Source organism: Stenotrophomonas sp. Sm6012 (assembly GCF_030985895.1).
Lineage (GTDB): Bacteria > Pseudomonadota > Gammaproteobacteria > Xanthomonadales > Xanthomonadaceae > Stenotrophomonas > Stenotrophomonas forensis.
The window spans coordinates 14,591-38,468 of record NZ_JAPTFX010000029.1 but is presented as its reverse complement, the minus strand read 5'-3'; the positions used below and the strand labels follow the sequence as shown (position 1 = coordinate 38,468).

Below are 23,878 nucleotides of genomic sequence, written 5' to 3'. Positions count from 1 at the left end.
GCCCCCCACACCCGGTGCATGCAACACACGGAACGGGCGCCTTCGGGCGCCCGTTCTGCGTCTGCATGCAGCCATGCACCCCGCATCCACCCGCAATAGCCTCGGTCAAGGCAACGCCTCCGCCCCGCGCTACGATGCCTCCATGACACCGGCCATCAACCTGCTCAAGCGCGAGAAGATCGCCCACACCGTGCGCAGCTATGTGCACGACGCCCATGCCGAATCCTATGGCGGCGAAGCCGTCGACAAGCTCGGCCTGGACCCCGCCCAGGTGTTCAAGACCCTGCTGGCCAGCACCGAAACCCACGAACTGCTGGTCGCAATCGTGCCAGTGGCCGGCCAGCTGGACCTGAAGGCGCTGGCCGAAGCGGCCGGTTGCAAGAAGTGCGAAATGGCCGCCGCCGACGCCGCGCAGCGTGCGACCGGCTACCTGGTCGGCGGCATCAGCCCACTTGGGCAGAAGAAGCGCCTGCGCACCTTCCTCGATGCCAGCGCCGAAGTGCTGCCCATGCTGCATGTCAGCGCCGGGCGGCGTGGCCTGGAAGTGGAACTGGCGCCGGACGACCTGCTGCGGCTGACTGCTGGCCACTACGCACCCATCGGGAAAGCCCGCTGATGTCCGCGGCGGATGCCTTGCTGCAGGACCTGCTGAGCGGGGATGCCACGCGCATCCATGCCTCGGCAAGCTGGGTCGCGGTGATGTTCGACCGCACCGTACTGGACGCGCTGGCCCCGCACGCCAACCGTATTGAACGTGCCTGCGCCGGGGTCACACTCGGCGGCGCACTGTTGCGCAACCAGGTGCATCTGCAGGCGGCGCTGCAGCGCCTGCGTTACTGGCAGGCGCAGGCCGGCTGCCTGTGCGCGCTCACGCCGAAGTATCTGTTCTTCAATCCGCGCACGCTGATCGCACAGGGCCAGATGCAGCTGCTCTCGTTGCAGGACGCCGAGGACGGCTGGGGCGAATGCCACCATGTCGCCTGCACGCAGTGCGGCCAGCGCTGGAAAGCGACCGACCGCGAATACCATTACCCATGGTGGGAGTGGAAAGCGACCTGACGGACCTACATCAATGACAGGCGGCCGATACTTAATTAAGTACGAAGTTCACGGGTACACGAATCAGGGTAGTTTCCGAAGGCTTGCCATGTCCGTCAAACCTCCAGTCCTGCGCCGCCGTCACCGCAGCCTCGTCCAGATCGTCGTGCCCGCTTGACCGCTCCAGCACTGCGCCGATTGTTTGACCCTGCCCAGCGACCAGAATGATCACCGACGCCTCCCCCTGACGACCTTCCCGATACGCATCGCTCGGGTAGCGCGGGGGCCGCGCGTGAGTGCTATATGGCTTGTAAGCAGCTGAAGCCGCAATTTGCTCATTCTCCTCCAAGGCGGTGAGTCCAGCACAGGGTTTCCCAGACGCCGTGCGCAGGGTGATCCGCATAGTCACGCCAGTCGCATCCGTGTCCTGTGCGGCAACGCCCTCGCTGGAATCACTGACGATGACATTGCCGCAGCGCCGCTCGGCCAGCCTGCCCAGCAGCACCTTCTGTGCATGTGCCACGGCGGCATTCTTTGCTACCGCATGGAGATGGCAGCCCCCGCGATCCTGCATCAGCTGTGCAACCTGTACGCGCGCGTCGATGTACCGAAGACCCTGAGGCAGCATGCTGCAGCCTGCGGACGCCACCCCAGCTTCCTTCGGCAATGTTGAGCACCCTGTAAAAAGCAGCGCGGCCACCGCAACCGAAAACAGGCCTGTCTTCCGCATTTCTTCCACCCGATCTGAGGAGGTGGGGAGTCTAATGACACGCGGACACTGGATCAGGAAGGCAGTCAAACTGCAGGTATGCAGATTGCGTCAATTGACGCCGAAACAGCCCGGACAAAGGCTTCCGCGCGAATTTTACCTACCCGACGTTCCCGTCGTTATCAGTCCGTATCACCAAGCGCAAGCAGGCAATTACGACATCCGTCGCATAGACGAATCTACGGCCGCCAGTTGGCGTTGCTCTCCCAGAACGCCACCGCGCGCTGGTAGGCCTCGCGGTCCAGCGGCACGCCGGAACCGCCCTCCTCCACGCCCAGCGCATTGCGCATCATGGTGATCGGCGCCATCGGCACTTCTTCCGGTTCGGCGGTGTAGATGCAGCCGACGATGCCCCAGTCGGCCTCGATCGGCGAACCTTCCTTGGCGAGCTGCTCGGCGCTGTACAGGATCACCACCAGGTAGTTCGCGCGCGGCGACTCCACGCCTTCGAACCAGCGCACCAGCACCGGCAGCTCGTCGCGGTTGCGCGCTTCATAACCGCTACGCAGCAGGTGCCGGTTGGCGTCGGTCACCGGCACCGTCAGGCAGCGCGTGCTGGTCCAGTTCTCGTAGACGAACAGCTTGCAGAATGGCGCGTAGCCGTCCAGCACCTTCATCGGCGCGTGCGCATTGAGGTAGGCCTCGAACTGCTCGGCGGTGCAATCCTGGATGGTGTTGCCGCGCGGCACGCGCGGGAACAGGCGGGGACGGGCGAAATCGGTGAGGACGATGGACATGGCGCGATGTGATCAGGAGTTCTGCCGCACAGGGTAACCGCCCCGCAGGCGGCAGGGGCGGATACCGATGCCCACTGGCATCCAATCCAGGTTTGCCGCACCCTGCGCAGGACCCACCGCAAGGATCGCCGGCTCATGGAAGCAGCACGCGCGTTGCCCCGTCCCGCCCCCCGTCGTCTCTGGCTGAAGGTGCTGGCCGTACTCCTGCTGGCGCCGCCACTGCTGTTCGCCGCCGCCCTGTTCTGGCCGCTGCCGGCACCGCCGCTGCCCGAACCCGGCAACAGCCGCGTGATCGTCAATGCCCGGGTGGTAGACGTCGTACGTGGCCAGGTCAGCGAACCGACCACGGTGACGCTACGCGACGGCATGATCACCGCCATCGGCGAAAGCGTTGCCGATGCAGCGTTGCCGGTCTTCGACGCCGGTGGCCGCTGGCTGCTGCCGGGCTTCTGGGACATGCACACCCATGCACTGCAGTTGTCGCCGCAACTACAGTTCCCGCTGATGCTGGCCAACGGCATCACCGGCACCCGCGACATGATGGACTGCCCACAGGCCACCGATCCGCTGATCGCCTGCGTGGCCGACAAGCGCCGCTGGACCACACAGGCCATCGCCGGGCAGCAGGTTGCGCCGCGATTCGTGCAGGTCGCCAGCTTCTACTTCGAAGATCCGTTACTCGCGCCGGAAGCCGCCGCTGAGCGTGCCCGCGCGTACAGCGCGCGTGGCGTCGACGCGTTGAAAGTCTACAACCGGCTGCGTGCCGATACCTACCAGCGGCTGGCCACCGAGGCGCAGCAGCTGCGCCGCCCGCTGGTCGGCCACCTGCCCAGGGCCGTGCCACTGGAAAGCGCATTGCAGGCCGGCCAGCGCAGCTTCGAGCACGCCCATCTGTTCGTACGCCACTGCTTCGACAACGCGGCGGCGTGGCGCGGTGGCACGCTCGATGGCGAAGACCCGACCGCGCTGGCCGAACGGATGGTCAGCGGCTACCAGCCGGCCCTCTGCGCCGAAGCGTTCGGATTGATGCAGGCCAGTGGCGCGGCGTTCGTGCCGACCCACGTCACCCGCGAGGAAGACGCGCGCGCACGCGATCCGGCCTTCATCAACGATCCGCGCCTGGCCTATCTGGACCCGCTTTCGCGCTGGGCCTGGCGTGACGATCTGCAGGCCACGGTGGAGCGCTACCCTGGCCTGCGCGGCGAAGACGTGCTGAAAGCCTACTTCGCGCATGGACTGGCGCTGACCAGTGCCGCGCATCGTGCGGGCGTCACCGTGCTGGTCGGCACCGATACCGGCCTGGGCGGGTTCCGCTACCACGATGAACTGCAGTGGCTGCGACGGGCGGGCCTGAGCCAGGCCGACGTACTGCGTGCCGCCACGCTGCAGGCCGCGCGTCATCTGGAGTTGCAGGCATCGCACGGCAGCATCGAGGTCGGCAAGGCCGCCGACCTCGTCCTGCTCGATGGCAACCCGCTGCACGCCACCGCCAACACCCGCCGCGTGCACGCCGTGCTGCTGGCCGGCCACCTCTACGACCGCCCGCGACTGGATGCCCTGCAGGCCTATGCCCGTGCACAGGCACGATCGCCCGCGGTGATGGCACGCCTGCTTTGGGGCTTCGTCACCAGCCCGGTCAGTGCCGAACTGTAGCGGCGGCTACAACGCCATCCGCTCGCGCAGCTCACGCGCCTGCCGCCGCGATACCTCCACTTCGCTGCCGTCATCCAGGGCCAGGTCGTAGCCATCGCCGATGCTCGGCGTCACCGCGCGGATACGGCGCAGATTGACCAGCGTGTTGCGGTTGGCCCGGAAGAACAGCTCCTGCGGCAGGCGTGCTTCCAATGCGCTCAGGCTGCGGGTCAGCAGCGCGTTCTGGTCGCGGAACCACAGCCGCGTGTAGTTGCCATCCACCACCAGCCGACGGATCTCCGAGACCGCGACGAACCAGCAGCGCTCGCCCTCGCGAACGAACACCTGGTCCTGCGCGCCCAGCGTGCTGCGCGGCTCCGGGGTTTCGCCTGCCACCATCCCGCGCTGGCGCGCCCGCTGCAACGCTTCCAGCAAGCGGGGTGCCTCGACCGGCTTCACCAGATAGTCCAGCGCGTTGGCCTGGAACGCGCGCACCGCGTAGGTGTCGTAGGCAGTAACGAAGACCACCGCCGGCACGGATTCCAGCCCCTCCAGAACGTCGAAGCCACTGCCGGAGGGCATCTGCACATCCAGCAGCACCAGATCCGGCGCCAGTGTGGCGATTGCCTCGCGTGCAGCGGGCACATCGTCGGCCTCGCCCACGCACTGCACCCAGGGCAGCGCCGACAACAGCGTGCGCAGCTCCTGCCGCGCCAGCCGTGCATCATCAACGATCAACACACGCAGCACGCCACTCATTGCGGAATCTCCAGCAGGGCCTGCATGCGCTCGCCGACCGGCTGCAGGGTGAAACGACCTTGCGTACCGAGCTGCGCACGCAGATAGGCCAGGCCAACGCCGTGGCCCGGGCTGGGCTCGCCGGCGCCCCCCAGCGGGTTGTCCACCTGCAGCCGCAGCACGTTGTTGTCGAGCGTGGCACTTATCTGCACCACACCACCGCCCGGGCGGCTGGCGATGCCGTGCTTGATCGCATTCTCGACCAGCAGCTGCAGCGCCATCGCCGGCAACCGTGCCTGCGTGGCATCGGCATCAATCTGCTGCCGCACCTGCAGGCGCTGTTCGAAGTGGATCGCCTCGATCGCCAGATAGTCATCCACCACCGCCAGTTCCTCGGCCAGCGTGACCTGCTCGTTGCGGTTGTGCGCCAGCCCCTGGCGCAGGGTGCGCGACAGGCGGGTGACCATGTCGCGTGCGCGCTCGGGATCTTCCAGGATCAACGCACGCAGGTTGTTCAGCGCATTGAACATGAAATGCGGATTGAGCCGTGCGCGCAGTGCATCGCGCTCCAGCGCGCTGCGCTCGGCTTCCGCGCGCAGCCGCGCCAGCTCCGCACCCCGTATCCGGCGCAGGCTGTGCAGGCCTGCCCAGAGCGCGGTCCACAGCGCCAGCATCACCGCCGTGGTGTACCAGTAGAGCAGCAGCGCCTTGGGGCTGAAGTCGGCCACCTGGCGACCGGCGTCCACCCATCCCAGTGCCAGCGCTGTGTGCAAGGCGATGATCACCAGCGCCTGCGCCAGCGCCGCGCCGAGCGCCACCGACACGGCCAGCCGCAACAACAGCCCGGCGGTACCGCGCGACCACCAGCCAGCGCGCAGGGCCAGCGCACGAATGCCACCGCTGCAGCCGAACAGGCTGACCGCCAGGCCGACCGTGATCAGCACGCCCGCGCTTCCGGCGTCGGCCAGATAGGCATGCCGCAGCCCGACGCCGGCGACCGCGTAGAGTGCCCACACCAGCGCATTGAGCAGCCAGAAGCGTACCGACGAAGAGGAGTCCGGCATGTCCATTCCGAGGCGTGTTGAAACTCAGGGGTGACGGTCGAGGAAGGCCTGCACCTGCCCGCGCAGCCAGCTCGGATCATCCCACATCAGGAAGTGGAAACCCTGCGCGCTCATCGCGACCTGCACGTCGTGCAGCTTCGCGTACTGGGCCTGGAACACCGCCCGCGTGCTCGCTTCGGTGCCGCCCATCGGCTGGTAGCCGGCCCAGCTGCCCAGCACCAGTGTCGGCGCGCTGATCGAGGTGATGCTGTCACGCAGGTCGGTGGTCATCACCGCGTGCATCGCATCGGCCGTGGTCTGGCGGTCACTGCTTTCGCCCCAGCGGCCCAGTTCCGCCTGCCGCTGCGGGTCACGGGTCATGCCCGGCAGGCCGGCCTTCAGCTGCGCCTGCCACTGCGCAGCGTCGGCGGCGAGCATGCCCTTGCGCAGCTGCTCGGCCATCGGCCGCACGCTGTCCGCGGTGGCATTCGGGTCGCGTGCCGCCGGCAGGAACGGCAGCGCGTCCACCACCACCAGCGCGCTGACCGCCTTCGGCTCGGCCTGCGCCATCTGCAGGCCCAGCAGGCCGCCGAGGCTGTGGCCAACCACCACTACCGGCCCCAGGTGCTGGTCATGCAGGTAGGCCAGCAGCTGCGCGCGCATCGCCGGCAGGAACCCGGCCGGGCGCGGCTCGGCCGGCGCGGCGCCGGCAAAACCCGGCAACTGCACCAGATGGCATTGCACGTCCTTCAAGGACAGGCAGGTCTCGCGCCAGACCTCGGCGCTGCTGTTCAGGCCGGGGATCATCAACAGCGGGCGGCCCTTGCCGACCACCTCGACCTGCACCCTGCCGGGGGCCGGCGCGCCGGTCGGGGAGGCATGCGCCGATCCGGAACCCAGCACGGCCATCGCCATGCCGATCATCGCCAGCCGTGCCAGCGCCTTCATTGCGTACCAGAGTGCCAGGAAGATCTTCATCGTCTGCTCCTTCATCGGGTGGGTGTTGCCGGGTTGGGCTCAGCGTGCCGCCAGCCACGGCGCCGCTGTTGCGAATCCGGAGCAACGGCCAGACACCCGGGCGAACGGTCGCCGGCGAGGGACGGCGCCCATCACATCGCACGTACACATCCATCTTGATGAAGCGATATACTTACCCGCATCTGCCGCCGCCGCCCGCGCCATGACCGCCATCAGCTTCGAGTTCTATCCACCCAAGACCGACGAACAGCGCAGCCAGCTCGACCGCGCCGCGGACAAGCTCAAGGACTACGGGCCCGAGTACGTGTCATGCACCTTCGGCGCCGGTGGATCGACCCTGAGCTACACCTCCGAAACCGTGCGCCACCTCAACCAGCACCATGGCTTCGAAGCGGCCCCCCACCTGTCCTGCGTTGGCGGCACCCGCCAGGAAATCCGCGAACTGCTCAAGCTGTACCGCGCCATCGGCTGCGACCGCCTGGTCGCGTTGCGCGGCGACCTGCCCTCCGGCATGGGTTTCCCCGGCGACATGCGCTATGCCGCCGAACTGATCGCCTTCATCCGCGCCGAGCACGGCGACGCCTTCCGCATCGAGGTTGGTGCCTACCCGGAAACCCATCCGCAGGCCTCCGATGCATTGGCCGACCTGAAGCACTTCAAGGCCAAGATCGATGCCGGTGCCGATGCGGCGATCACCCAGTATTTCTACAACCCGGATGCGTACTTCCATTTCGTCGACGCAGTGCAGCGGCTCGGCGTGCAGGTACCGATCACGCCCGGCATCATGCCGATCGCCAACTTCAGCCAGCTGCGCCGCTTTTCCGAGCAGTGCGGCGCGGAGATCCCACGCTGGATCAGCCGCAGGATGCAGGCCTATGGCGATGACGTGGATTCGGTGCGTGCATTCGGCACCGAGGTGGTGGCCAGGCTATGCCAGCGCCTGATCGAGGGCGGTGCACCCGGCCTGCACTTCTACACGTTGAACCTGGCCAAGCCGACCACGTCGGTGCTGAAACTGCTGCAGCTGTGAAAGCGCGCCGCGCGAAGCGGAACGGCGTTACCCTGCGCGGATGATCCGGCTCTCCTTCCTGCTGTTGCTGCTGCCGCTGTGGTCTGCCACCAGCGTCGCCCACGCGCAATCCACGCGCCTGAACCGCTGCACCGATGCACAGGGCCAGAGCGTGTATACCGACCGCCCCTGCGACAGCCTGGGCGCGCAGTCACGGCTGCCATCGCCTGCGCCCACCGGCAGCACCCTGCAGCGCGACACCCTGGGTGCACGCTGCCCACGGCGGCTGAGCGAGCTGGTGGAAGCGCTGCGTACCGGCATCCTCAGCAACGACGTGAACCGGCTGTCCTCGCTGTACCTGTGGGGCGCGGTCTCCGACGCAGGCGCGCAGCGCATCCTCGGCCAGCTGGAATCATTGGCGCGGCGGCCGCTGGTGGACGTGGTGCCGGTGTATCCGCGGCAGGAACAGGACGCCTCGCAGGCGCTGGAGCAGGGTGATCCGGTGCCGGGCTCCGAACCCGAACCGCCTGCCGCACGGCATCCGGTCGGCCTGCGCCTGGAGCAGGCGTTGCCGGGCAGCGTGGCGCGTGCCTCCACGGTGCTGGGGCTTCGGCGGCAGTACGGGTGTTTCTGGATCACGTTGTGATCGGGAGGTGTCATCCACGCATGGCGTGGATCTACTGCAACCGGTGAGGGGTCAGCGCCGCACGTTGCGGGAAACTCCCCCTGTTGGCATCACGCCGGCCACAGCCCGCGGATGGCAGCGATGCCCTGCCCGCCATGGCGGCGCGCCTCGGTGATGTGGCCGCTGCCCATGCCCCCCAGCGCGTAGATCGGCAGTGACACCTGCGCACGCAGCTCTGCGAATGCATCCCAACCCAGCGGTGCGGCGTCGGGGTGGCTGGCAGTGGCCTGCACCGGGCCCAGCACCGCGAAGTCGCAGCCCAGCTGTTGTGCCGCCTGCAACTGCTGCAGGTCGTGGCAGGACGCCGCCACCAGCTGTCCCTCGGGCAACGGTCGTTGCGACAGCTGCTGCAGCTGTTCGCTGCCCAGGTGCACGCCCACGCTTAACGCGCGTGCCAGCTCGATATCGCGGTTGAGCAGCCACTGCACACCGCTGCGACGATGCGCACGCACCGCTTGCTCGACCATCGCCTGTCGCTGCGGATGCGCCGGTGGCAGGCGCAGCTGGATGCGCTGCTGGCCCGCCGCCACCGCGCGCTGCAGCTGGTCATGCCACTGCTGCACGCTGCCGGCATCATCGGCCGGCGCCGGGGTGATCAGGTAGCTGTCAGGCTGGCGCAGGGCCGCCACCACCGGCAGGTCGGCCGGCGGCATCGAATAGCGGCCCAGCTTGTCCGACGCCACCCAGGTGATCGCCTGGCCCTCGCGCCCGCGCGGCGTGCCCTTCCAACTGCGCACATGGCGCACTTCCAGGGTCAGGTGCTTGTCCGGATAGCGCTGCGGAACATCCATCAGCCACTCACCGACATCGGCCTCGATGCCCAGTTCCTCGCGCAGCTCGCGTACCAGCGCCTGTTCGGAGGTCTCGCCGGATTCGCGCTTGCCGCCGGGGAATTCCCACAGGCCGGCCATGTCGCGGTTCTCGGTACGGCGGTTGAGCAGCACGCGGCCACGGGCGTCGGTGATGACGGCGGCCACGACGTGGATCGATCGGGTGGGAGGAGCCATGCGCAGAGCATGCCCAGAACAGGGGGACCGGCGCAATCGCGGATCCACCCTGGATCACCCGCCGGAAATGAAAAGCCCCGCTTTCGCGGGGCTCTCCGGAGGTCAGCTCAGCTGGCCGTGGCAGTGCTTGTACTTCTTGCCACTGCCGCAGGGGCACGGGTCGTTGCGACCGATCTTCGGCTCATCGCGCTGCAGCTGCGCGACGCCCTGGCGTTCGGCCTCCACCTGCGCCGCTTCCTCGTCGGCGCTGTAGCCGCCCGCGTCCTGGTGCTGGAACTGCGACTGGCTCAGGCGTGCCTGGGCCTGCTGGCGCTCTGCCGCTTCCAGCGCCTGCACCTCTTCGTCGCTGCGGATGCGCACGCGCGACAGCAGGGTCACCACTTCGCGCTTCACGTTTTCCAGCATGTCGGAGAACAGTTCGAAGGCTTCCTTCTTGTACTCCTGCTTCGGCTGCTTCTGCGCATAACCACGCAGGTAGATGCCCTGGCGCAGGTAATCCATGCGTGCCAGGTGCTCCTTCCAGCTCTGGTCCAGCACGGTCAGCATCACGTGCTTCTCCAGCGCGCGCATGGTCTCTTCGCCCACCCCAGCTTCCTTCTCGGCGAAGTGCTGGTTGACGCGCTCCTGCACCTTGGCGGCGATGGCCTCGGCGTCCAGTTCCTCGTGGTCCTTGACCAGGTCGGTCAGCGACATCTGCAGGCCGAAGTCCGACTCCAGGGTCGCCTCCAGGCCACGCAGGTCCCACTGCTCGTCGATCGAATTCGGCGGCACGAAGCGGGCCACCACGTCGAAGATCACGTCGTCGCGGATGCCATCGACGTTGGCCTTCACCGACTCGGCGTCCAGCAGCTCGTCGCGCTGGGCGTAGATCACCTTGCGCTGGTCGTTGTTGACGTCGTCGAAGTCCAGCAGGTTCTTGCGGATGTCGAAGTTGTGGGCCTCGACCTTGCGCTGCGCCTTCTCGATCTGGCGGCTGACCAGGCGGTCCTCGATGACGTCGTCTTCCTTCATGCCCATCATGCGCATGGCCTTCTGCACCCAGTCGGAGGCGAAGATGCGCATCAGGTTGTCTTCCAGCGACAGGTAGAAGCGGGACGAACCCGGGTCACCCTGTCGGCCCGAACGGCCACGCAGCTGGTTGTCGATACGGCGCGACTCATGGCGCTCGGTACCGACGATGTGCAGGCCGCCGGCCGCCTTGACCGCCTCGTGGCGCTTCTGCCATTCGGCCTTGACCGCGGCCTTCTGCGCGTCGGTCGCGTCCTCGCCCAGCTCGTGGATTTCCGCTTCCAGCGAACCGCCCAGCACGATGTCGGTACCACGGCCGGCCATGTTGGTGGCGATGGTCACCGCCGCCGGGCGACCGGCATTGGCAACGATGGTCGCTTCGCGGTCATGCTGCTTGGCATTGAGCACTTCGTGCTGCACGCCGGCCTTGCGCAGGTGCTCGGACAGCATTTCCGAGGTTTCGATCGAGGTGGTACCCACCAGCACCGGCTGGCCACGCTTGGCGCACTCTTCGATGTCGGCCAGCACCGCGTTGAACTTGCCCTTGCGGTTGAGGAACACCTGGTCCGGGCTGTCCTTGCGGATGGTCGGGCGGTTGGTCGGGATCACCACCACTTCCAGGCCATAGATGCTCTGGAACTCGAACGCTTCGGTATCGGCCGTACCGGTCATGCCGGACAGCTTCTTGTACATGCGGAACAGGTTCTGGAAGGTAATGCTGGCCAGCGTCTGGTTCTCGCGCTGGACCGGCACGCCTTCCTTCGCTTCCACGGCCTGGTGCAGGCCATCGGACCAGCGACGGCCGGACAGGGTACGGCCGGTGAATTCGTCGACGATGACCACTTCGCCATCGCGCACGATGTAGTCCACGTCACGCTGGTAGATCGCGTGCGCGCGCAGCGCGGCATTGAGGTGGTGGACCACGGTCAGGTTCTGCGGGGCGTACAGGCCCTCGGTCTCGGCATTGAGGATGCCGGCGTCGACCAGCAGCTGCTCGGCGTGCTCCATGCCCGCTTCGGACAGGTGCACCTGCTTGCCCTTCTCGTCGACCCAGAAGTCGCCTTCGCCGTCTTCCACTTCCTGCTTGACCAGGTTGGGCACGACGCGGTTGACGCGGATGTACAGCTCCGGGGAATCATCGGCCGGGCCAGAGATGATCAGCGGGGTACGCGCTTCGTCGATCAGGATCGAGTCGACTTCGTCGACGATGGCGTAGTGCAGGCCGCGCTGGTAGCGGTCGGCCTTGGACAGCGCCATGTTGTCGCGCAGGTAGTCGAAACCGAATTCGTTGTTGGTGCCGTAGGTGATGTCCGAGGCGTAGGCTTCACGCTTGTCGCTGTGCGGCATGCCCGGGTACACCACGCCCACGCTCAGGCCCAGCCAGTTGTACAGCTTGCCCATCTGCGCGGCATCGCGGCGGGCCAGGTAGTCGTTCACGGTGACCACGTGCACGCCCTTGCCTTCCAGCGCGTTGAGGTACACCGGCAGGGTCGCCACCAGGGTCTTGCCTTCACCGGTGCGCATTTCTGCGATCTTGCCCAGGTGAAGCACCATGCCGCCGATCAGCTGCACGTCGTAGTGGCGCATGCCCAGCACGCGGCGGCCGGCTTCGCGGCAGACCGCGAACGCTTCCGGCAGCACCTTGTCCAGGGCTTCGCCGCCGGCGATGCGCTGCTTGAACTCCGGCGTCTTGGCCTGAAGCTGCTCGTCGGAAAGCTTCTCGATCTCCGGCTCCAGCGCATTGATCTTGGCGACGATGCGGTTGAGCTGGCGCAGCTGTCGTTCGTTACGACTGCCAAATACGCGGGTAAGCAGGCTGTTGATCATTGAAGGAACCGGGTTGGATGGACACGACGCCCGGCCTCCCCCTTGGGATCCGTCCGCCGCAAACGAAACAGGGCGCCTGGCGCCCTGTCGATGGCAACACCCATTGTAGCTTGGGACGGCCGCAAGGGGTTTCAACCCCGTGGGTAGTGCCGGCCGCTGGCCGGGTACGCATCAGCGCATGCGCGCTGGCGCTCCCACGCTTCGCTGCGCGAACCGCGGGCCCCGCTTACCTGGCCTCCACACCCCCGCGCCTACGGCGCTGCCCCCGTACTCCGGGGGCGGTAGTGCCGGCCGCTGGCCGGCAACCTCTTTCTGTCGCATCAAGGGTTTGCCGGCCAGCGGCCGGCACTACCCAGAGCGGGATCAGCCGCGGCTGATGCGGCCGACAGGCGTGTTGCCGCCGTCGCCGAGGAACTTGCGCGGGTTGACCACGTTGCCGTTCTCCCACACTTCGAAGTGCACGTGGGCACCGGTCGAACGGCCGGTGGAACCGGCCTTGGCCACTTCCTGGCCGGCACGGACCAGGTCACCGGCCTTCACCACCAGGCGCGAATTGTGCGCGTAGCGGGTGACATAACCGTTGCCGTGATCGACGTCGACCACGTTGCCGTAGCCGCCCTTCACGCCGGCAAAGCTGACCACGCCTTCGGCCACGGCCATCACCGGGTCGCCGACCCTGGCGTGGAAGTCCATGCCCTTGTGGGTGGCGGCACCGCGGCCGAACGGGTCGGCGCGGGTGCCGAAGCCCGAAGTCACGTAGCTGTTGCGGATCGGCATGCGCGAAGGCACGGCGTTCTGCTGCAGCTGGTGGTCGAACATCAGCGATTCCATCACCGACAACTGGCGGCCTGAAGCAGCGAAGCGCTGCTCCAGCACCTGTAAGTCGGCGTTGACGTCCTTGACCGGGATGTCGCTGGTCGGGCCGCCGGCATCGCCGTCACCGAGACCCGGGGTCTCGTTGAAGTCGAACTCGCCGTCTTCCAGCTTGCCCATCTGGGTCAGCCGTTCGCCAAGCGCGTTGAGGCGGGTGGCCTGCGCCTGCAGCTCGCCCAGGCGTGCCGCCAGCGCGTTGACCTGGGTCTGCGCATCGCGCTTGACCTTGGCCAGCTCCGCATCCTGGCGCTCGACCTTGGCCTGCAGCCGGGAATCATTCAGCGCGCTGGCGCCAATGCCGCCGGCAAGGCCGATAATGCAGCCTACCCCGAGCACGCTGCCCAGCAGGGCGCGGGGGCGGTCCTCGAAATAGAACCGCAAACGCGTGATCGGCGACGCTTTGGCCTGTCCTTCACGCGTTTTGATTACGATCTTTTTGAATGCCATCAGTGAGTTTTCATGTCTGAGCCGAAATCCAGCGTTCGCCCCGCGTCAGTGCCGAAACCGGCGCTGGATGCGGTGATGGCGGACAAAAGCGGGAACCCGCTGCGGCGTGCCTTGTGGCTCGACGCGCTGGACCGTCAGTTGCGCCCCCAGTTGCCGCCACCTCTGCGCAGCCGTTGCCGGCTGGCCAATGTGGACGGGGAACACCTCGTTTTTCTCGTCGAGTCCCCGGTCTGGCATGCCAAGGTGCGGCTTGCCGAAGCCCAGTTGCTCGACGCGGCCCGTTCCATCGGGCTGAAGGCCACCAGGGTGACCATCAAGACTGCGTCTCCCACTCCCACGCGCTCCCCAGCGCTCGACAACCGGAATGGACCCCACGCAGTTTCAGCCGCCACGCACAAAGGGCTACGCGACGCCTTGGCGTGCCTGCAGGACGTTCCCTCGAAGCCGAAGAAGCGGTCCTGACGACAACGGAGCATCCGGCTCCGCTCCCCGTCGCACGTGTCACCACGGCGTGAAACATTTCGGGGGCCGGGTCGCATCCTAGCTGCCATCCGGGGGCCTGTCGTTAGATTGGAGTTAAAACTTCGTTAAATTCAGGCTTTCGATCCAACAGGTTCACAAAACCGTGACCTCGAACCGCGCTTGACGCACCTCAAGCACGCTGAATGCGCCGCAGCCGCCACAAACGACAACGCCGCCCTTTCAGGCGGCGTTTTTGTCTTCAAATTCAACAACCTGCGGCAATCAGGCGTAGGCCGGAGTGGCGTACTCCACCGGATCCGGGGTCGCCGGCGAGTCGAAGCTGACCCATTCCCAGGCCGTGGCGTCGGCCATCAGCGCGCGCACCAGCTTGTTGTTGAGCGCGTGGCCGGACTTGAAGCCCTCGTAGGCCCCCAGCACCTGGCCACCGGCCAGATAGAGGTCGCCGATGGCGTCGAGGATCTTGTGGCGCACGAATTCATCGGCGTAGCGCAGGCCGTCTTCGTTGAGCACGCGGAACTCGTCCAGCACGATGGCGTTGTCCATCGAACCGCCCAGGCCCAGGTTGCGCTCGCGCATGTATTCCAGGTCGCGCATGAAGCCGAAGGTGCGCGCGCGGGAGATTTCCTTGGTGTAGGCCAGCGTCGAGAACTCGATTTCCTGGCGCGACTGCTTGGCCGGGATCATCGGGTGGTCGAACTGGATGGTGAAGCCCAGCTTGTAGCCCTCGTACGGGGTGAAGCGGGCCACCTTGTCGCCCTCGGTCACTTCCACGGTCTTCAGCACGCGGATGAAGCGCTTGGGCGCATCCTGTTCCACGATGCCCGCCGACTGCAGCAGGAACACGAACGGGCCGGCCGAACCGTCCATGATCGGCAGCTCGGCCGAGGACAGTTCGACGATGATGTTGTCCACACCCAGCCCGGCCAATGCCGACATCAGGTGTTCGACGGTCTGGATCTTGGCGTCGTTGCAGGTCAGGCCGGTGCACAGGGTCACTTCGGTGACCAGTTCGGCCTTGGCCGGCACTTCCACCACCGGGTCCAGGTCCACGCGGCGGAACACGATGCCATGGTTGACCGGTGCCGGGCGCAGGGTCATGTAGACCTTGTCACCGCTGTGCAGGCCAACGCCGGTGGCGCGGATCGTGTTCTTGAGGGTGCGTTGCTGGATCATGGGGGATGGACCGGAAGTGACACATTAGATTAACACGCACGCTCCCCTACCCTGGCTGAAAGGCCAGTAAAAGCAGCCGGCAGCACACACCGGCACGCCAGCAGGACGGGCGTGAAGCAGGGCGGCCGGGCCCATCCTGGCCCGGCGCCCGCGTTTTCAGGACATGGTGGCGCAACCCGGGGAGGACAAGCCCCGGGCTACCCCGCTCAGTCCGCCTGGCGGCGCAGGAAGGCCGGGATGTCCAGGTAATCGTTCGGCAGTTCCGCCGCTGCCGGGGCCGAAGCGGCCGGCGCCGACGGGGTGGAGGCCGCCGTGGTATCGCTGCTGGCACGGCGCAGGCCCAGGCCCATGCCGCCGACGGCCTTGGACACCGCGTCGCCACCGTTGTCGAAGTCGCCGAACTCCGGCTGGCCGGTGGTCGCATTGCGCACCAGCTTGATCGGTGCACGCTCGCCCGGGCGCTGGGTCTTGCTGGCCGAGACGCGGTTCAGGCCGGTGGCGACCACGGTCACGCGCACTTCGTCCTGCATGTCCGGATCGAGCACGGTGCCGACCACCACGGTGGCGTCTTCGGAAGCGAAGCCATCGATGGTGCGGCCGATCTCGTCGAACTCGGCCATGGTGAAGTCGGCGCCGGCGGTGATGTTGACCAGGATGCCGTTGGCACCGGCCAGGTTCACGTCGTCCAGCAGCGGGTTCTGGATTGCCGATTCAGCAGCGGCCTGCGCGCGGTCGTCGCCGCGGGCGGTGCCGGTACCCATCATCGCCAGGCCCATTTCGGACATGACGGTGCACACGTCGGCGAAGTCGACGTTGATCAGGCCCGGACGCACGATCAGGTCGGCGATGCCCTGCACGGCGCCCTGCAGCACGTCGTTGGCGGCACGGAAGGCCTGGATCATGGTCGCGTTGCGGCCCAGCACGGTGATCAGCTTTTCGTTGGGGATGGTGATCAGCGAGTCGCAGTGCTGGCTCAGTTCCTCGATGCCCTTCAGCGCCACCTGCATGCGGCGACGGCCTTCGAACGGGAACGGCTTGGTGACCACGGCCACGGTCAGGATGCCCATTTCCTTGGCCAGCTGTGCCACCACTGGCGCAGCGCCGGTACCGGTGCCGCCGCCCATGCCGGCGGTGATGAACACCATGTCCGCACCCTGCAGCGCGTCCATGATGCGCTCACGATCTTCCAGCGCGGCCTGGCGGCCGACTTCCGGGTTCGCGCCTGCGCCCAGGCCCTTGGTCACGTTGGTACCCAGCTGCAGCTGCAGCTTGGCACCGCAATTCTTGATGGCCTGCGAGTCGGTGTTGGCGGTGATGAATTCCACGCCATCCACTGCCGAGTTGACCATGTGCGCCACGGCATTGCCGCCGCCGCCGCCCACGCCAACCACCTTGATCACCGCATTGGGTGCCATCTTTTCGATCAGTTCAAAATGCGCCATGTCCGTGTCCTCGTTGTATCCGCTTGTCGGTGGCATGGACGGTCGGGCCTCCTGCCTTCGCGTGTCATGTTGCCGATGCGGCTGTGTGGGTTGTGTGTTGCGTTGCTGCGTCTGTGATGCGGGTGTTGCAGGTGTTGCCCGGGCATCGCCCGGTGTTGCGGGTTCCGCGTCAGAACTCGCCGCGGAACCAGGTCTTGAGTTTCTTGAACATGCTTCCGGCGCGGCCGGTCGGCAGCGACGGACGCCGCGGATGCTCGATCTGGCTGCCCATCAGCAGCAGGCCCACGCCGGTGGCATGCACCGGATTGCCGACCACTTCGCCAAGCCCGGTGACGTGCTGCGGAATGCCCACGCGCACCGGCATCTGCAGCATTTCCTCGGCCAGTTCGACCACGCCTTCCATCTTCGAAGCGCCACCGGTCAGCACCATGCCGGCGCGCACCAATTCCTCGAAGCCGGAGCGGCGCAGTTCGGCCTGCACCATCTCGAAGATTTCCTCGTAGCGGCCCTGCACCGCCTGCGCCAGCGAATGGCGTGGCATGCGGCGCGGCGGGCGGTCGCCCACCGACGGCACCTGGATGCTTTCCTCGGCGGTGGCCAGCTGGGCCAGGGCGCAGGCGTAGCGCACCTTGATCTGCTCGGCTTCCGGGGTCGGCGTGCGCAGCATGTGCGCGATGTCGTTGGTCACGTGGTCGCCCGCGATCGGCAGCGAAGCGGTGTGGCAGATCGCACCCTGCACGAACACCGCGATGTCGGTGGTGCCGGCGCCCATGTCGACCAGCACCACGCCCAGCTCGCGCTCATCGGCGGTCAGCACCGCCACGCTGGAGGCCAGCGAGGACAGCACCAGGTCGTCCACCTGCAGGCCGCAGCGCTGCACGCACTTGCTGATGTTGGCCGCGGCCGACTGCGCGCACACCACCAGGTGGGCGTGCACTTCCAGGCGTACGCCGGTCATGCCGACCGGGTTGCGGATGCCTTCCTGCGAATCGTCCAGCACGTACTCGCGCGGAATCGCATGCAGGATCTTCTGGTCGGCCGGGATCGCCACCGCCTTGGCCGCGTCCAGCACGCGATCCAGGTCGCCCCAGGTCACTTCACCGTCGCGGATCGGCACGATGCCCGGCGAGTTCTTGCACTGCACGTGGTTGCCGGAGATCGAGGCGTACACCGAGCGGATCTCGCAGCCGGCCATCAGCTCGGCCTCTTCCACCGCGCGCTGGATCGACTGCACGGTCGATTCGATATCCACCACCACGCCGCGCTTGAGCCCGCGCGACTCGTGCGAGCCGATGCCGATCACTTCGATCGGGTTGCCCGGCGAATACTCGCCCACCAGCGCCACCACCTTGGAGGTGCCGATGTCCAGGCCAACGATCAGCGATTTGTCACCCTTGCGATTCATGTCCTTTCCTGCGTCCTGCTGGCCGGGGTCGCCGGCGAAAACGCCGGCGTGGCCGGGGTACCCCAGCTCAGCGTGAAACCATTGGTGTAACGGAGGTCGGCGCGCTCGATCGGCGCGTCCTGGCGGTTGAGCTGCGGCAGCACCTTGACGAAGCGCTGCATGCGCGAGCGCGCGTCGTCACGGCCGACCACCACTTCGGTGCCGTTGCTCAGCACCAGCGACCAGCTGCCACGCGCATCCATCGTCACCCGGCGCACATCCACGCCGGCCGGTGCGAACAATGCACGCGAGTCGCTGTACAGCTTCATCACTTCTTCGGTCTGGCTGTCCGGGCCGTCCAGTTCGGGCAGCGCCAGGTCGGCCAGCTTCTTCGGCGTGGGGAACAGCTTGCCCTGCTCGGAGACCAGGCGGTCGTTGCCCCAGCGCGCGAACGGCTTGTGCTCGACCAGGGTCACTTCCAGCACGTCCGGCCACTGCTTGCGCACCTGCGCGCTTTCCACCCACGGCAGTTTTTCCAGGGCGTCCTGGGCGTCCTGCAGCTTGACCGCGAAGAAACCGGCATGCGCATACGGCAGCAGCACCTGCTGCAGCTGTTCGGCCGGCACCCGCTTGAATTCACCGTGCACGCGCAGCTTCGCCAGCGGCCAGCGCTCGGCGCCGACCCAGCCATTGACCACGGCCACCACCGGCAGTGCAACCACCGACAGCGCCAACAGCCAGACAAAGATGCGCAGCACCGCGTTCATGCGTGCGGGGCCTCCAGGGTCTGTTCCAGCACGCGCCACACCAGTTCCTCGAAACCGATGCCGGCCTGTGCGGCCGCCTTGGGCACCAGCGAGTGGCTGGTCATGCCCGGTGCGGTGTTCACTTCCAGCAGGAAGAAGCGGCCGCTGGCGCGGTCGCGCATTACGTCCACGCGGCCCCAGCCGCGGCAGCCGGCGGCACGGAACGCAGCCAGCGCGATGCGGCGGATCTCGTCTTCGTCGGCACCGTCCAGGCCCGGGCACAGGTACTGGGTGTCCTCGGCGATGTACTTGGCGTTGTAGTCGTACCACTGGCCCTTGGGCACGATGCGGATCGACGGCAGCGCCACGTCGCCGAGGATGGCCACGGTCAGTTCGTCGCCGACCACCATCTGTTCCATCAGCAGCTGGCCGTCGTAGCGCGCGGCCAGGGCCACCGCCTCGTCCAGGCCAGCGTCGTCGGTGACCCGGCTGATGCCCACGCTGGAGCCTTCATTGGCCGGCTTCACCACCACCGGCAGCCCCAGTCCGGCGGCATTGGCATGCACGTCCTCGGCCGTGACCTTGCGGTACTGCGGGGTCGGCAGGCCCAGCGACAGCCACACCTGCTTGGTGCGGATCTTGTCCATGCTCAGCGCCGAACCCAGCACGTTCGAGCCGGTATACGGCACGCCGAAGGCGTCCATCAGGCCCTGCACGATGCCATCCTCACCGCCACCGTTGTGGCCGTGCAGGATGTTGAACACGCGGTCGACACCGCCGGCGGCCAGCACCTTGGCCAGCGCCGGAATGCCGTCCACGGCGAACGCATCGATGCCGCGTGCCTGCAGTGCTTCCAGCACGTTGCGGCCGGAATCCAGCGACACCTCGCGTTCGCTGGAACTGCCACCGAGCAGCACGGCGACGCGGCCGAACACGGCCGGGTCGGTCACGCGCAGCGGCGGGAAGGTCAGCGTGCTCACGCCTCGCCCTCCGCCTTGAACCCTTCCACGGCGATCTGGCTGGCCACCGCGCCGATGTCGCCGGCTCCCATCATCAGCAGCAGGTCACCGTCCTGCAGCACGTCCGGCAGCACGCTGGCCAGTTCGGCCGCCTTGCCCACCACCACCGGCTCGCTGCGGCCGCGCGCACGGATGGCGCGCGCCAGCGCGTGCGAATCGGCGCCGGCAATCGGCTCTTCACCGGCCGGGTAGACCTCGCTCAGCACCAGCGCATCGACGCTGGACAGCACTGCGGCGAACTTGTCGAACTGGTCGCGAGTACGGCTGTAACGGTGCGGCTGGAAAGCCACCACCAGGCGCTTGTCGGCCCAGCCACCGCGGGCGGCGGCGAACACCGCTTCCAGCTCGCTCGGGTGATGGCCGTAGTCGTCGATGATGCGCACCTTGGCACCGCTGGCGGTGGTCACTTCGCCCAGATCGTTGAAGCGACGGCCGACGCCGGCGAAGCCTTCCAGTGCGCGTGCGATGGCGTCCGGCGCCACGCCCAGCTGCCAGCCCACTGCCGCGGCGGCCAGTGCGTTCAGCACGTTGTGCCTGCCCGGCAGCGCCAGCACCACTTCCTGGCTGGTGCCCTGCGGCAGGCGCAGGGTGAAGCGCATGCGCGACCCTTCCTGCACCACGTTCTCGGCACGCACGTCGGCCTGCGGGCTCATGCCGTAGCTCATCACGTGGCGCGGGGTCTTGGCAGCCAGTGCCGCCACTTCCGGATCATCGATGCACAGCACCGCCAGGCCGTAGAACGGCAGGCGCTGCAGGAACTCGGCGAAGGCCGCCTGCACGCGGGCGAAGTCGTTGCCGTAGTTCTCCAGATGATCGGCATCAATGTTGGTGATGATCGACATCAGCGGATTCAGGCGCAGGAAGCTGCCATCGCTTTCATCGGCCTCGGCCACCAGCCACTGCCCACCACCCAGCTTGGCGTTGGCACCGGCAGCCAGCAGCTGGCCACCGATCACGAACGTCGGGTCCAGGCCACCTTCGCTCAGCACCGCGGCGGTCAGGCTGGTGGTGGTGGTCTTGCCATGGGTACCGGCCACGGCGATGCCACGGCGGAAGCGCATCAGCTCGGCCAGCATCGCCGCGCGCGGCATGATCGGAATGCGCTGGCTGCGCGCTTCCATCAGTTCCGGGTTGTCTTCGCGGATGGCGCTGGAGACCACCACGCAGTCGGTGCCCAGCACATTGGCCGCGGAGTGGCCGCGCATGATGCGCGCACCCAGGCTGGCCAGGCGGCGGGTCGCGCCGTTGTCGGCATTGTCCGAGCCGGACACTTCGTAGCCCAGCGTCAGCATCACTTCGGCGATACCGCTCATGCCGGTGCCACCGATGCCGACGAAATGCACGCGCGGGAACGCGCGCACCAGGTCGTTGGTGTCGTGCAGGCGACGGATCATGCGCGGCCTCGCGCAGGGCAGGCGCGGTGGCATGCCTTCTTCATACAGCTTCCTCAAGAATGATATCGGCGATGCGCTCGGCGGCATCGACCTTGGCCAGGGCACGCGCGGCTTGCGCCATCTGCATGCGGCGGGCCGGATTTTCGGACAGATCGCGCAGCAGTGCGGCAATGCCGTCGGCCAGCGTTCCGTCCTGCTTCAGCAAAACCGCCGCGCCGCGCTCGACCAGGTACTCCGCATTGCGGGTCTGGTGATCGTCGACGGCGGCGGGGAATGGCACCAGCACGCTGCCGACACCGACCGCGCACAGTTCGGCCAGGGTCGACGCGCCGGCGCGGCACACGACCAGATCGGCCCAGGCGAACGCGTCGGCCATGTCGGCGATGAACGGGGTGATTTCAGCCTGCACGCCGGCCTTGGCATACACCTCGACCGCTTCGGCATGCATCTTCTCGCCACTCTGGTGGCGCACCTGTACCGGCAGGTCCGCGCCCAGCGCGGCAATCGCCTGCGGCACACCGGTGTTGAGTGCACGTGCGCCCTGGCTGCCACCGACCACCAGCACGCGCAGCGGACCGTGGCGGTCGGCGAAGCGCTGTTCGGGCGGTGCGATGGCGGCAATTTCCGAACGCACCGGGTTGCCGACGAATTCCTCGCGCTGGGCGAAAGTGCCGGGGAAGCCGGTCAGCAGGCGGCGCGCATAGCGCGACAGGATGCGGTTGGTCAGGCCCGGTGCGCGGTTCTGCTCATGCACGATCAGCGGCAGGCCGTGCAGGCGCGTGGCCATGCCACCCGGGCCGGAGGCGAAGCCACCGAATGCCACCACCGCACGCGGCTGGCGCTTGCGGATGATCATGCCGGCCGCGCGCAGCGCGCGCATCAGCCGCCATGGCGCGGCCAGCAGGGCCAGCTTGCCCTTGCCACGCAGGCCGGTGATCGCCAGCGTGTCGATCGCGATGTCGTGCTGCGGCACCAGGCGGGTTTCCATCGCGCCGTCGGCGCCCATCCAGGTGACCGGCACGCCGCGCTCGCGCAGCACGCGGGCCACGGCCAGGCCGGGGAAGATGTGGCCACCGGTACCACCGGCCAGGATCATCACCGGGCGTGCAGCGTCGTGGGCTGCGCTCATGACAGCCTCCCGAAGGTCGGTTCGACGCGCGACTGAAGGCGGCTGGTGCCACGCGCGGCGTTCGGCGCAGCGGCAGCCACCGGCTGGGCGCTCATCGGTACGCTGGCAGCCACCGGCGCAGCCGGCTCGTCCATCGGCTCGGCAGCGGCGTCTTCGGCGCCACCGATACGCACGGCCTGGCGGCGCTCGGCGCGCTTGAGTTCATAGGACACGCGCAGCAGCAGGCCCATCGCCACGCAGGTCATCAGCACCGACGAACCGCCGGAGGAGATCAGCGGCAGGGTCAGGCCCTTGGTCGGCAGGATGCCCAGGTTCACGCCGATCGAGACGAAGGTCTGCATGCTGATCCACAGGCCGATGCCGAAGGCGATGTAGCCGGAGAAGTGGCGCTTCATTTCCACGCAGCGCATGCCCAGCCAGAAGGTGCGGCCGACCAGCAGCGCATACAGGGCCACGATCACGCAGGTGCCCAGGAAGCCGAATTCCTCGGCGGTGACCGAGAAGATGAAGTCGGTGTGCGCTTCAGGCAGGTAGTACAGCTTCTGCACCGAATTGCCCAGGCCGACGCCGGTCCACTCGCCACGGCCGACCGCCATCAGCGCGTTGGACAGCTGATAGCCGTCACCCTGCTGGTCGGCCCACGGGTCCAGGAAGGAGGTGATGCGGCGCATGCGGTACGGCTCGATGATCGCCAGTGCGCTCATGCCGACCAGGCCGATGATCACCGGCATCGACATGCGCGGCATGTTGACCCCGCCCAGCACCAGCATGCCAGCGGTGATCGCCAGCAGCAGGGTCGAGGAACCGAAGTCCGGCTGCAGCAGCAGCAGCACCACCAGCGCACCGGCCACGCCCAGCGGCTTGAGCATCGCTGGCCAGGTCGCGTTGACCTCGTCGCGGAAGCGCACCAGATAGCTGGACAGCCACACGATGTAGAGGACCTTCACCGCTTCCACTGTCTGGAACTTGGAGATGCCCAGGTTGATCCAGCGGCGCGCGCCGTTGACCGTGCTGCCCAGGCCCGGCGTGAACACCGCCAGCAGCAGCACGAAGCAGCCCAGCAGCAGCATCTGGTTGTACTGCTCGATCGACTTCAGCTCGGTGCGCGCGGCAATCACCGCCAGCACGATGCCGACCGCCAGGAAGATCAGGTGGCGGTTGAGGTAGTAGAACGGGCTGCTCATCAGCGCGATCGAGCTGGACGCCACCATCACCACGCCCACACCGGTGAGCGCGATGATCGCGCCCAGCAGCCACTTGTCGTAGCTGCCTTCGATGGCTTCAAGGCGTGTTGCCTGGCGGGACAGGTCGTTCATC

Annotated in this window: 21 protein-coding genes and 1 pseudogene; 6 read left to right on the top strand and 16 right to left on the bottom strand. The window is 67.3% G+C overall.

Annotation, left to right across the window (positions count from 1 at the left end; genetic code table 11):
* Window positions 1–142: 142 nt before the first annotated feature.
* On the top strand, window positions 143–616 hold the full coding sequence (gene ybaK, locus O0J73_RS07820) for a Cys-tRNA(Pro) deacylase (RefSeq protein WP_308308427.1): 474 nt from the start codon (window positions 143–145) through the stop codon (window positions 614–616).
* Window positions 616–1,059 carry a hypothetical protein gene (locus O0J73_RS07815; protein WP_197563814.1) on the top strand — a complete coding sequence of 148 codons (444 nt, stop codon included), beginning with the start codon at window positions 616–618 and terminating at the stop codon, window positions 1,057–1,059. Before ybaK ends, O0J73_RS07815 begins: the two co-directional genes overlap by 1 nt.
* A gap of 31 nt (window positions 1,060–1,090) precedes the next feature.
* Here the strand turns inward: O0J73_RS07815 and O0J73_RS07810 are convergent, their stop codons facing one another.
* Complete coding sequence (locus tag O0J73_RS07810) at window positions 1,091–1,837, bottom strand: TonB family protein (RefSeq protein ID WP_308308426.1); 747 nt, start codon at window positions 1,835–1,837, stop codon at window positions 1,091–1,093.
* Window positions 1,838–1,986: 149 nt separating this feature from the next.
* Window positions 1,987–2,544 carry a DUF3228 family protein gene (locus tag O0J73_RS07805; protein WP_004154238.1) on the bottom strand — a complete coding sequence of 186 codons (558 nt, stop codon included), beginning with the start codon at window positions 2,542–2,544 and terminating at the stop codon, window positions 1,987–1,989.
* Between the two features lie 135 nt (window positions 2,545–2,679).
* Here O0J73_RS07805 and O0J73_RS07800 point away from each other — a divergent pair, with 135 nt between their 5' ends.
* Complete coding sequence (locus O0J73_RS07800) at window positions 2,680–4,197, top strand: amidohydrolase family protein (RefSeq protein WP_308308424.1); 1,518 nt, start codon at window positions 2,680–2,682, stop codon at window positions 4,195–4,197.
* Window positions 4,198–4,203: 6 nt separating this feature from the next.
* Here the strand turns inward: O0J73_RS07800 and O0J73_RS07795 are convergent, their stop codons facing one another.
* The 3 genes from O0J73_RS07795 to O0J73_RS07785 are packed head-to-tail and all read right to left on the bottom strand — an operon-like array spanning window position 4,204 to window position 6,935.
* Complete coding sequence (locus O0J73_RS07795) at window positions 4,204–4,935, bottom strand: LytTR family DNA-binding domain-containing protein (RefSeq protein ID WP_308308423.1); 732 nt, start codon at window positions 4,933–4,935, stop codon at window positions 4,204–4,206.
* Complete coding sequence (locus O0J73_RS07790) at window positions 4,932–5,978, bottom strand: histidine kinase (protein WP_308308422.1); 1,047 nt, start codon at window positions 5,976–5,978, stop codon at window positions 4,932–4,934. The genes O0J73_RS07795 and O0J73_RS07790 overlap by 4 nt, the downstream gene beginning before the upstream one ends.
* A 24-nt stretch (window positions 5,979–6,002) precedes the next feature.
* A complete protein-coding gene (locus O0J73_RS07785; RefSeq protein WP_308308421.1) occupies window positions 6,003–6,935 on the bottom strand; it encodes an alpha/beta hydrolase in 933 nt (310 codons plus the stop codon).
* A gap of 202 nt (window positions 6,936–7,137) precedes the next feature.
* On the opposite strand from O0J73_RS07785, the gene metF reads away from it, so the two are divergent.
* Both metF and O0J73_RS07775 read left to right on the top strand, forming a co-directional pair.
* Window positions 7,138–7,965 (top strand): methylenetetrahydrofolate reductase [NAD(P)H], encoded by an 828-nt coding sequence (gene metF / locus O0J73_RS07780; protein ID WP_004154233.1) that lies wholly within the window; start codon window positions 7,138–7,140, stop codon window positions 7,963–7,965.
* A 40-nt stretch (window positions 7,966–8,005) separates the two neighbouring features.
* On the top strand, window positions 8,006–8,590 hold the full coding sequence (locus O0J73_RS07775) for a DUF4124 domain-containing protein (protein WP_308308420.1): 585 nt from the start codon (window positions 8,006–8,008) through the stop codon (window positions 8,588–8,590).
* Window positions 8,591–8,679: 89 nt separating this feature from the next.
* Here the strand turns inward: O0J73_RS07775 and O0J73_RS07770 are convergent, their stop codons facing one another.
* The 3 genes from O0J73_RS07770 to O0J73_RS07760 form a co-directional block, all read right to left on the bottom strand.
* Entirely contained in the window at window positions 8,680–9,636 is a 957-nt protein-coding gene (locus tag O0J73_RS07770; protein WP_308308419.1) for a Nudix family hydrolase, read from the bottom strand.
* Between the two features lie 102 nt (window positions 9,637–9,738).
* The gene (gene secA, locus O0J73_RS07765) at window positions 9,739–12,471 is read right to left on the bottom strand and encodes a preprotein translocase subunit SecA (protein ID WP_053448803.1); all 2,733 of its coding nucleotides are present in this window, start codon (window positions 12,469–12,471) and stop codon (window positions 9,739–9,741) included.
* Window positions 12,472–12,834: 363 nt separating this feature from the next.
* The gene (locus O0J73_RS07760) at window positions 12,835–13,791 is read right to left on the bottom strand and encodes a M23 family metallopeptidase (RefSeq protein ID WP_004154230.1); all 957 of its coding nucleotides are present in this window, start codon (window positions 13,789–13,791) and stop codon (window positions 12,835–12,837) included.
* Between the two features lie 12 nt (window positions 13,792–13,803).
* Between O0J73_RS07760 and O0J73_RS07755 the strand changes: the two genes are divergently transcribed.
* Complete coding sequence (locus O0J73_RS07755; RefSeq protein WP_004154229.1) at window positions 13,804–14,253, top strand: DUF721 domain-containing protein; 450 nt, start codon at window positions 13,804–13,806, stop codon at window positions 14,251–14,253.
* A gap of 282 nt (window positions 14,254–14,535) precedes the next feature.
* Here the strand turns inward: O0J73_RS07755 and lpxC are convergent, their stop codons facing one another.
* From lpxC to ftsW, 8 genes and pseudogenes are all read right to left on the bottom strand, one after another.
* Complete coding sequence (lpxC, locus tag O0J73_RS07750; RefSeq protein ID WP_004143722.1) at window positions 14,536–15,447, bottom strand: UDP-3-O-acyl-N-acetylglucosamine deacetylase; 912 nt, start codon at window positions 15,445–15,447, stop codon at window positions 14,536–14,538.
* A gap of 206 nt (window positions 15,448–15,653) precedes the next feature.
* On the bottom strand, window positions 15,654–16,889 hold the full coding sequence (gene ftsZ, locus O0J73_RS07745; RefSeq protein ID WP_308308418.1) for a cell division protein FtsZ: 1,236 nt from the start codon (window positions 16,887–16,889) through the stop codon (window positions 15,654–15,656).
* Window positions 16,890–17,058: 169 nt separating this feature from the next.
* Window positions 17,059–18,294, bottom strand: coding sequence for a cell division protein FtsA (ftsA, locus tag O0J73_RS07740; RefSeq protein ID WP_005408083.1), 1,236 nt, complete (start codon window positions 18,292–18,294; stop codon window positions 17,059–17,061).
* A gap of 71 nt (window positions 18,295–18,365) precedes the next feature.
* Window positions 18,366–19,040 (bottom strand): annotated as a pseudogene (locus O0J73_RS07735) (cell division protein FtsQ/DivIB); the annotation flags it as partial.
* The gene (locus O0J73_RS07730; RefSeq protein WP_164241690.1) at window positions 19,037–19,999 is read right to left on the bottom strand and encodes a D-alanine--D-alanine ligase; all 963 of its coding nucleotides are present in this window, start codon (window positions 19,997–19,999) and stop codon (window positions 19,037–19,039) included. The gene O0J73_RS07730 and the pseudogene O0J73_RS07735, both read right to left, overlap by 4 nt.
* Window positions 19,996–21,432, bottom strand: coding sequence for a UDP-N-acetylmuramate--L-alanine ligase (murC, locus tag O0J73_RS07725; RefSeq protein ID WP_308308417.1), 1,437 nt, complete (start codon window positions 21,430–21,432; stop codon window positions 19,996–19,998). The genes O0J73_RS07730 and murC overlap by 4 nt, the downstream gene beginning before the upstream one ends.
* Window positions 21,433–21,472: 40 nt before the next feature.
* The gene (gene murG, locus O0J73_RS07720) at window positions 21,473–22,561 is read right to left on the bottom strand and encodes an undecaprenyldiphospho-muramoylpentapeptide beta-N-acetylglucosaminyltransferase (protein WP_308308416.1); all 1,089 of its coding nucleotides are present in this window, start codon (window positions 22,559–22,561) and stop codon (window positions 21,473–21,475) included.
* Window positions 22,558–23,877, bottom strand: a complete 1,320-nt coding sequence (gene ftsW / locus O0J73_RS07715; protein WP_004154220.1) for a putative lipid II flippase FtsW — start codon at window positions 23,875–23,877, stop codon at window positions 22,558–22,560. Before ftsW ends, murG begins: the two co-directional genes overlap by 4 nt.
* Window position 23,878 lies beyond the last annotated feature (1 nt).